The organism is Cobetia sp. (assembly GCF_983723665.1).
Genome location: NZ_CFDJES010000062.1, coordinates 8,662 through 17,694, shown reverse-complemented (window position 1 = coordinate 17,694; position 9,033 = coordinate 8,662). Strand labels below are relative to the sequence as shown.

The window sequence follows — 9,033 nt, the reverse complement described above, 5'->3', positions numbered from 1 at the left end:
ATGCCACGCGCCAGCGCGATGGCATCGGCACGCTCGTTCGCCAGCAGGTCTTCGGCCTGCTGCGGCTCGGTGATCAGGCCAACGGCAATCACCGGCATCTTCACCTGCGCCTTCAGGGCCTCGGCGTGCGGCACCTGATAATTAGGCGCTACCGGAATCTGCTGCTGCGCGCTGAGCCCGCCACTGGAGACATGCAGATAGTGGCAGCCACGACGGTCCAGCGCCTTGGCAAGTTCGATGCTCTGCTCGAGGTCCCAGCCGCCCTCGACCCAGTCCGTCGCGCTGATCCGGATGCCCAGCATCACATGCTGCGGGATCGCGGCCCGCACGGCGTCAAAGACCTCAAGCGTCAGACGCATGCGATTCTCGAGCGAGCCACCGTAGTCATCGTCGCGCTGATTGCTCAACGGCGACAGGAACTCGTGCAGCAGATAGCCATGCGCCGCATGCAGCTCGATGCCGTCCAGGCCGATGTCGACGGCGCGCTGCGCCGCCGCCACGAAGTCCGCGATGGTGCGCCGGATCTGCTCGCCACTCATCGCCTCGGGGAGCGGCCCGCCTTCGCTGAAGGGAATCGCGCTGGGGGCGAGTACCTGCCAGCCATTGTCGTTGCCTGGCGCGATGGCGGCACCGCCCTCCCAGGGCTTCTGGCAGGATGCCTTGCGTCCCGCATGACCGATCTGCACCGCCAGCGGCATCGGCGAATAGCGGCGGATACGCTCGACGACTCCCTGCATGGCTTGCTGGCATGCCTCATCGTAGAGTCCGACATCGCCATGGGTGATGCGCCCTTCCGGGGCGACGGCGCTGGCCTCGAAGATCAGAAGCCCAGCCCCGGACTGGGCGAGATTGCCAAGATGCTGATCATGCCAGGCCTGCATCTGGCCCTCCTCGGCGGAGTACTGACACATGGGCGCGATGATGATGCGATTGTCCAGCGTGAGCGGGCCGAGGGTAAGCGGTGAAAACAGTGTGGACATGAAATTCCTCTAGTGCATTCAGGGCGGGTTCGGCAAGGCGCAGGCGCGAACATGGCGAGAAGGTCCGTGCTACCAATGCCAACGCAGTGCAAGCATAATGCGGGCGCCGGGGAGGCACCACAAGCGCAAGTTGGCCATGATGACGGCAACGCTGAGTTGCCCATGTTTCACGCACGCCCTGCCAGCGCCTCACCATCAGCGCCCCACCATCAGCGACTCGCCTCACCCTCCAGCACTTCCTTGACCAGCAGACGCCCGACATCGGCAATCGCGGCATTGCGCGCCGCCAGATCGGCCTCGCTTTCGGTCAGATAGACCGCCACGATCAACGGGGCACGCAACGGCGGCCACAAGATGGCAACGTCATTATTGGTGCCATATCCCCCGCCGCCGGTCTTGTCCGCGATCTGCCAGTCATCGGGCAAGGCCGCCCGCAGCTTGTCATCGCCGGTGGTGTTGGCCAGCATCCAGCCCTGCAGGGCAAGGCGCGATGGCTCGCTCAGCGCATCCCCCACCAGCAATCGCTGCAGGGTGGCCGCCATCGCGTGCGGCGTGGTGGTATCGCGAGGATCACCGGGGGTGGCTTCATTGAGCGCCGTTTCACGTCTGTCCAGCCGCGTGCTGTCATCGTTCAGGCGCCGCAAATAGGCCGTCAGTGCGGCCGGGCCGCCCAGGGCGTCGAGAATCAGGTTACCCGCGGTATTGTCGCTGGTCGTGATAGTTGCATGGCACAACGCCTCAAGCGTCAGCCCGCCATCCCGGGTGTGGTGCTCGGTGATGGGGGAGTAGGTCACGAGATCCGCCGGGCGAATCGCCACCTTGCGTGACAACGATTCCTGGCCTTCGTCCACCCGAGAGAGCAGATGACCACAGGCCAGCACCTTGAAGGTGCTGCTCATGGGGAAGCGCTCATTCCCCCGCCAGCTGAAACGGGTGCCATCGGCGGTATCCAGAACGGTGACACCGATTCGCGCGCCGACCTCTGATTCGATGGCCTGAATGGCCGACGCCGAGAGCGGCTTGTCAGCGGCCAAAGCATCGTCCGCGGCCTGAGCGCCCAGCGACAGACAGGCAAGCGCGGCGGCGGCCAGCCACTGTTTCCAGCACCTTGAAGGCCTGACAGCAAGCTTTACCGCAAGGCTGGAAGAGTGCAATGGAGACGAGCGGTGATCGGCACCGCACAGGCGCTGAGGGGATGAAGGCATCAATGATATGTCCTGATCATGGGGAGCGGTCGTGTCGCAAGACACGACCCAATATGCAGCATGCTACATGTACCATAGCCGCTTAAGCGCGGACATGCCGGCCATCTCACTACGGGCCGCGGGCTGGCAGAGACTTGATCTGGGTCAATGCCTGCGCACGCTGCCCTCACTCATCGAGAACCTTGAGCGTCTTGTTGCGCTTGGCGCCGGGCTTGGCATGCCATGACAGGCGAATATCGAGGCGATGATGATCATCCTCTCGCCGCGCCGTGACCTTGAGGGTCATCAGGCCGCGCGGTGCCAGCCGTATCTCGCCGTCCTCATCGCGAAATGACAACAGTCCCTTGCCCAGCCCCTTGATGATGGCCTTGAGAATGCCCTGAACGCCATCGATGGACTGCAATGATTCATGTCGGAACAGCGACTTGTCCTGCTTGTCGTCTTTCACCTGCCTCTCCTGTGCGTGTATCAGGGCGCGTAGACCTTGACCTCGGGATGGTCATTGCTGATGCCGACGATGCGTCCACAGGCTTCTATCAGCGTCGCCCCCATGCCCACGCCATCCAGCCCTTCCTTGCGGCGTGAATTGCGATCCAGGGTGACGTCGCCCTCGATATGCAGAAGCCCGTGGCGCCAGCCCAGTTGCTGGCCCGCCTGATGATTGACGTGGCCATGCATCACGGCACGAATGCCGACCTTGTGCAGGCGCTTGACGCCTGCGGCGCTCAGCACCATGTCGCTCTTGCGATATTTGGTGCGCAGTACATTGGCCAGCTCACCGTAATAGAAGGTGAACGGGTCTTCGCGCAGGATGCGCCGGAATTCCTGATTGACCTGCGAGACCTTCTGGCGGCCGAGTCGTCTGGCGAAGGCATCATCCACGCCTGCATGGACATGCAGGAAGGCGCCACTGCGATAGGCAAGGCGCATCTCGTCGAAGAACCAGGCAAAGCGCCCGCCGGGCTTGAGAAACAGCTCGTGGGCCTTGAGCGCGGCGGCATAGGTCTGACGCAACGAGAGGCCATGTTTCTCACAGGCATGCTCGAAGCCATCGGCCTTGGCGCTCAGGCGAGTGATCTCCTTCTCCAGCGCCTCCCCCTTGAGCACATGGCCTGCCGATTTGCGAAACTGCTCCGCCCAGTCCGGCCCCGGGTACAGGCGTCGACGGCATTCACTTCGCGAGGGAATGCTCTTCATCGCCCGCGGTCTGTCCGCCAGATAGTGATCGAAGACTTCCTTTAGCAGCGCCAGCCCCTTGGCGCCCATGCGCACGAACAGATGATCGGTTCGCGCCGAATCATCATGACTCAGCCGCATCAGCGCCAGCATCAGCCGCATGTCGTGATTGCCCGCCAGCAACTTGAGGCGTGCCCCGCTGCGCATCAAGGTGCGCAGGGCTTCCAGCAGCTCCAGATTGCTGGGGCCCTTGTCGAGGCAGTCACCGCCGATGACGAAGACACTGCGCTTGCCCCGCGCCGTCAACACCAGGTTGTCCCGCGAGGTCAGGCGCACACCGCCACTGGCCACCAGAGACGCGATGAAGGCTTCCGCGTCGGCATGGGCATCGGAGATGAAGATGACATCGCGGCGTGGCCAGTCCTTGCTGCCCAGCTTGCGAGCGGCGCGGGACACCTTGTCACCGGCGCGCAGGTGCTGATGTGTCTCGGGCCACTGAGCCGCGTGACTGGGCAGCGCCTTCAGATAACGCGTCGGGCCTCGGTAACGCGGTACGGCGTCGCTCATGGGGGGACTGAGGGTCATTGGGCTATCTCCTTGTGGCATCTGCTTGCCTCGTTGAACTCACCGGCCTGTGGCAAGCAAGCGCCTTGCCGCTCCTTGGGGACCATCCTGGGGAATGTGGAATGAGGTCACGGGCACAGGGCGACAAGATTATGACCGTTTGATCACAGAAAGATGACAGACTCGTATCACGCTGATGCGCTGGCCTGCTTCTCTGCTGTCAATGACTCCGCCCATCTCCTGCTCTCCAGCACCCCGCCCGCTCCCGGCACTTCAGTACCCCGCCGGCTGGCCGCCAACTCAGTCCTGCGCGGGCTCGTGACGCTGGCGCACCTTCCACTCGCCAGCCACATGCCGCCATGACCCTGACGGGGTTTGCTCGATGACCACCGGCCGTGCATGGTGCATGCTCAGCCCGGCAATCTGGTCGAAGTCCAGCACGCCCAGCAGATGCGCCGCATGCCGCAGCGCCGCGCCATGGCCGACGACCAGTGTCAGCGTGGCGCCCGATGTGGGGGTTGATGTGGGAGCCGAGGCAGGAGCTGGTGGGGAAGCCGGCAACGAAGCAATGAAGTCGGCCACCCGCTGGCCGGCCTGCATCAGTGATTCAGCCCCTGGCAGCGGCAGGCGAAAGTGGCTGTTGGATTTCCAGTCGGCCGGCAGGAAATCCACGCGCGGGTCATGACGCACCGCTTCGGCGATCTGTGCCGTGGTCAGATTGGCGGCGCTGCCCAGACTGCGCTCCCACAGGGCATCATGTGCCATGAGCGAGAACTCACGCCCTGTCCTGTCACCCATGACCTCGTTCATCACCTGCGCCGTCTGCCAGGCACGCAACAGGCTGGAGGCATGTACCGTGCTGGCCGGTTGCCAGCCATGGGCCTGACACAGCATCAGCACTTCCTCGGCTCCCTCACGCGCCTGGCGCTCACCGCGACGGGTCAAGGGAAACGGCTGCAGCGCGCTCGGGGTATCAATCTGCTGGTGATAGTCGGCATGACGAATCAATGCCACACGTCGGATTGTCGGTTCATCAGTCATCGGCCGTCGCTCTTCCCGTCTTCACTCGGTATTGATTCATGCTAGCGGTCCTCGCCATGCGTCGCCTCGTACGGTGCTAGTGGCTCTAGTGGAACCAGTCTCCCGCGCTCACGTCGCCTGGCGCGACTGATCAAGCCGTGCCAGCAACGCCATGGCGGCGTGCCCCATCTCGTGGTTCTTCAACAGGCTCGGCACGACCTCCGCCGCCACCCAGCGCCGACTGCGATGCGGTTCCTCCCGCTCGCTCTCTTCCTGCTCATGCACGACTCTCACGGCGTGCAGACTGGCCTCGACAGGAGCGCCCCACTTCTCGTAACTGAATTCCAGCGCTGCGTGGTCCAGCGCCTCCGCCTCGATGCCCGCTTCCTCGCGGGCTTCCTTGAGCGCGGACTCAAGCGGACTCAGCCCCGGATCGACAATCCCCTTGGGCAGGCTCCAGTGACGATTGGAGGAAGAACCGATCAGCAGCACCTCCCACTGGGCATCGTCGCCCTCCCCCTGCAGACGACAGGGCAGGACGGCCGATTGGCGGTAGTAATAGGCGGGACGTTCGCGACGCTCCTCACCGGCCGGGAATGGCCAGGGGAAGCCATCCGGCAAGGCACGCACGCGCTGGATCAGCTCCAGACTCATCTGGCCGGAGCGCAGGTCTTCCCAGCGCCCCTCGAAGGTCAGCTTGACCACCGCCGCCGTCGGCAGCAGCTTGGTCTCCTTGGGCGGGCGCGGACGCTTGCCGGTCAGCCAGACCAGCGCATCTTCCAATGCCGGGTTATGGCCGATGATCATCAGTCGCTGCACGCTGTCCGGGCAGGCGCGCACTGTCTTGAGCAGCGGCGCCTCGTTCTCGCAGTAAAGCGCAGGCTTGAGCTCGATCATGTCGACGCCGAGGCCCATCGACTTCACGCACTTTTCCGCCGTGGCGCGCGCGCGAAGGGCCGGCGAGCTCAGGATGGCATCCGGCACCAGCGCCTCCTGGGCAAGCCAGGCTCCCATGCGCTGGGCGCCCCGCTTGCCGCGCTCCTTGAGGGGTCGATGGAAGTCGTCAGCTGCCACTGACCAGTCCGACTTTCCGTGGCGCATCAACAGCAGTTCACGACGCATGTTCAAGCCTCCAGCAAGGGGGTCAGGTGGTTCTCGACCAGCGCGGCGAAGTCCACGCGCCCGGTCACCTCAAGCACGCGGGTTGCCGCCAGGCGCTCCAGATACGGCGCGGGATCAAGGCTTGCGCCATTGGGCACGAAACGGCCATCCCGCTGCTGGTGGAAGGGCCCCGGTGTCTTCATCACCGCGCGTATCAGCGCTTCGCTGCGGCTGACCTCGATCTCGCGCACCTCTAGCGGCGCCTCGCTGCCACGCGTCCAGTTGAGTATCACCATGGCCGCAAGCTCGCCGCTGGCGCGGATACGCCCGGGGCCGTAGACGTCCTCGATGATCAGATCGTGCTTCTCTTCGAGATCCCATAGCGCTTCTTGCGGCATCGCTTCATAGCCTGCGATACGCGCGGGATCCAGCAGCGGGCGCAGACGCGGATTGTGGAGCATGGTACCGGGATTGATGCGTGGCAACTTGGCGACGCCGCGGGCACGCAGCGTTCCCTCCCGCCCCGGCCGGTCCAGGAACAGCCGGTCATTGCTGATGAAGTCGAACTCGGGATTGTCGAGCGCCTTCACCATGGTGGTGGACTTGCCGCCGCCCGAGAAGGCAGCGATGGCCACCGCGCGATCGCCCTTCGACAGCGCCGAGGCGTGACAGATCAAGCCGTCATTCTGCTGCAGATGCGACATGTGCAGATTGAGCAGGAAGTTGATCACCTGGCTTTCATTGTCTTCACAGGGCCCGAACGCCAGGTTGTGGTCGTTGCTGCGCAGAAAGGCCATGCCCGTGCGCACCTTGTGGATCAGGCGCCCGTCGGCCAGGTCGATGATGGCGTCCTTGCGGCGTGTCTTGCCGGGCTCCGGCATCCAATCGACGAAGGCCTCGGGCACGATGCCGAGCCTTGCTGCCGCTGGCGTGTCCTTGAGGGCCGGCGCCTCGAGCACATGCACGAGCCTGGCTCCCCCCGGCACAGTGTCGAGCGCCACGAGGCGCGCGCAATGGCGGAAATATGTCGCCAGACGTTGCAGCAGCCGCGGCATGTCCGTCATCACGCACAGGCGGAAGTCATCCACCTCGAACAACAGCGCCTCGCTCAGGCACTGGCGCGACGGCGTCAGCGCCGTGAAGCAGGCGGCGGCCGTCCACTCTGCAAAGGGCAGCGTGGCAAGGCTGGCCGGGCTGTCACAGGTCGTCGCGTTCATGCCAGACACTCCATCACGTGATCGAGATAGGCGGCTGCCGCATCGACACCGGCACCTTCCAGCGCCCCGCGGAAGCCACCGAAGGCCGAGACTTCGAAGATGATCGGGCCATCGTCGGTCAGCGCGACATCGACGGTGGTGAAGTCGAGCTTGAACGGTGCCTGGGCACGCTGCGCCAGCGCGATCAGCTCCTCAGAGGGCTCGAAGGGCGCGTACTTGCCACCGGCATGGATGGTGGTATTCCAGGCATCGCCCCCACTGACGCGGGCGTAGCTGCACAGATAACGGCCACCGACGAAGACCATGCCGTAATCCTGCCCCGGCAGGTCAAGGCGCTGCTGCAGATACATCATCGGGTGCTCGGCGACGAACTCACGCACGGCAGCTTCCAGCGCGGCATCATCGCCGGTGTTCTCGATGATGCACATGCCCCGTGCCTTGGTGGAGAAAAGCGGCTTGAAGACGGCGGCCTTGAAGCGCTTGACGGCCTCGCAGGCCGCCGTCACGTCTTCGGTGACCAGCGTGGCAGGCATCGGGATATCGGCATTGGCCAGCGTGACGGTGCAGCTCAGGCGGTCGATCAGGCGAATCATGCTCTCCGCGCTGCTGAAGACGCGCACGCCCCTGGCTTCGGCGACGCGCAGCAGCTCCAGGCGGTCCAGGCTGCCCGGGGAATATTCCGCGCTGATCTTCTTGACGATCAGGGCATCCAGCTCGGTCAGGTCATGACGCACCCCGGCAGAGTCACGGAATTCGAGGCAGTTGCGGGTCAGATTCAGCGAGACGGCCGCCATGTCGATCACGAGACGAAAGCCCGTCCGTGCTTCGATGGCATCCGCCAGCACTTCGGTCGACCACTTGCCGGGAATACCCACGACGCCAATCTTGAAATCAGTCAACGAACAACTCCTCCAGGGGAATACGGTAATCGGCCGGCCGTTCAGGGTCGGCGCCAAGCACATGCTCGAGTATAAAGCGTGCGCGGTTGAACATGCGCCCTGCCAGCCCGGCATCGAGGATGAAACGTGTCGAGGTGGCAAAGGAGCGCGCCAGGCCAAGTGCCAGACGCCATTCAAAGGTGGTATCGCCCTGCTCATGGGCAAAGCGACGCATCTGCTGACCGAAACTCAGGGCCAGCGCCAGAATACGGGCCCGCAGCGCCGCATCCGTCAATTGCAGACGGTAATGGGACACCATGTGCACGGACACGTCCTGCACATAGTCCTGATAGGCCGAGCGGTGAAGATCGATGAAGCGGATGCTCTGCTTCGCCGGATCGAAGAGGATGTTGTCGACATTGAAGTCGCCGTGGATATAGACGGCGAAGGGAGCCTCGAGCGAACGTTCCAGACCTGCGGCCTGCTCGATCAACGCTTCCAGCGAGGGCATCTCGCGCCCACACAGCGAGGCACCGCAGTGGCGAAATTCCGGATGGATCTGATAGACATCACTCAGCCGCTTGAGTAGCTGGCGCATGTGCCCTGCAGTGACCGGCTTGTCGCGGCGGGTGGTGGCCCACACCGAGTGTAGCGTCTCGACCAGCGCCTGCTGGGCGGTACGATTGAGGCGTGACGATTCGTTGATCAACAGATGCTCGAGGGTCATGCCCGGCAGGTGCTCGATCAAGAGTGCCGCGCTGTCGCCCTGCTGATGATGCGAGAGGATGCGGGGGGCGATGCCGGGATAGATGTCGTGCCAGCGCTCGACGCCCTGACGCTCCTCCTCGACCTTGCGCCCCAGGCCATCCTTGAAGATGGCCAGATACTCCGG

General features: G+C 64.1%; 9 protein-coding genes. All 9 read right to left on the bottom strand.

All coding sequences use genetic code 11. The annotated features are described in order from the left end of the window. On the bottom strand, window positions 1–980 hold a 980-nt coding region (locus AC4FAH_RS08165; protein WP_490245882.1), incomplete at its 3' end, for an NADH:flavin oxidoreductase/NADH oxidase. Between the two features lie 209 nt (window positions 981–1,189). Continuing rightward, a complete protein-coding gene (gene bla / locus AC4FAH_RS08160; RefSeq protein WP_213114118.1) occupies window positions 1,190–2,185 on the bottom strand; it encodes a class A beta-lactamase in 996 nt (331 codons plus the stop codon). A 166-nt stretch (window positions 2,186–2,351) separates the two neighbouring features. Further along, complete coding sequence (locus AC4FAH_RS08155; protein ID WP_197738729.1) at window positions 2,352–2,633, bottom strand: amphi-Trp domain-containing protein; 282 nt, start codon at window positions 2,631–2,633, stop codon at window positions 2,352–2,354. Between the two features lie 20 nt (window positions 2,634–2,653). Then, complete coding sequence (locus AC4FAH_RS08150) at window positions 2,654–3,946, bottom strand: metallophosphoesterase (RefSeq protein ID WP_054555997.1); 1,293 nt, start codon at window positions 3,944–3,946, stop codon at window positions 2,654–2,656. Between the two features lie 279 nt (window positions 3,947–4,225). Beyond that, entirely contained in the window at window positions 4,226–4,966 is a 741-nt protein-coding gene (locus AC4FAH_RS08145) for a histidine phosphatase family protein (protein ID WP_153635630.1), read from the bottom strand. A 108-nt stretch (window positions 4,967–5,074) separates the two neighbouring features. After that, window positions 5,075–6,067: an NUDIX domain-containing protein gene (locus tag AC4FAH_RS08140; protein WP_213114117.1), complete on the bottom strand. Its 993-nt coding sequence runs from the start codon at window positions 6,065–6,067 to the stop codon at window positions 5,075–5,077. Between the two features lie 2 nt (window positions 6,068–6,069). Beyond that, window positions 6,070–7,263 (bottom strand): HprK-related kinase B, encoded by a 1,194-nt coding sequence (locus tag AC4FAH_RS08135; protein WP_213114116.1) that lies wholly within the window; start codon window positions 7,261–7,263, stop codon window positions 6,070–6,072. Beyond that, window positions 7,260–8,162, bottom strand: coding sequence for a GAK system ATP-grasp enzyme (locus tag AC4FAH_RS08130; RefSeq protein ID WP_153635627.1), 903 nt, complete (start codon window positions 8,160–8,162; stop codon window positions 7,260–7,262). The genes AC4FAH_RS08135 and AC4FAH_RS08130 overlap by 4 nt, the downstream gene beginning before the upstream one ends. Continuing rightward, window positions 8,155–9,033, bottom strand: an 879-nt coding sequence (locus tag AC4FAH_RS08125) for a phosphotransferase (protein WP_490245881.1), incomplete at its 5' end; no start/stop codon positions are given. The genes AC4FAH_RS08125 and AC4FAH_RS08130, both read right to left, overlap by 8 nt.

Coding starts and splice junctions, on each gene's coding strand:
- bla (WP_213114118.1), bottom strand. CDS start 2,185: ATGCCTTCATCCCCTCAGCGCCTGTGCGGTGCCGATCACCGCTCGTCT.
- AC4FAH_RS08150 (WP_054555997.1), bottom strand. CDS start 3,946: ATGACCCTCAGTCCCCCCATGAGCGACGCCGTACCGCGTTACCGAGGC.
- AC4FAH_RS08145 (WP_153635630.1), bottom strand. CDS start 4,966: ATGACTGATGAACCGACAATCCGACGTGTGGCATTGATTCGTCATGCC.
- AC4FAH_RS08140 (WP_213114117.1), bottom strand. CDS start 6,067: ATGCGTCGTGAACTGCTGTTGATGCGCCACGGAAAGTCGGACTGGTCA.
- AC4FAH_RS08135 (WP_213114116.1), bottom strand. CDS start 7,263: ATGAACGCGACGACCTGTGACAGCCCGGCCAGCCTTGCCACGCTGCCC.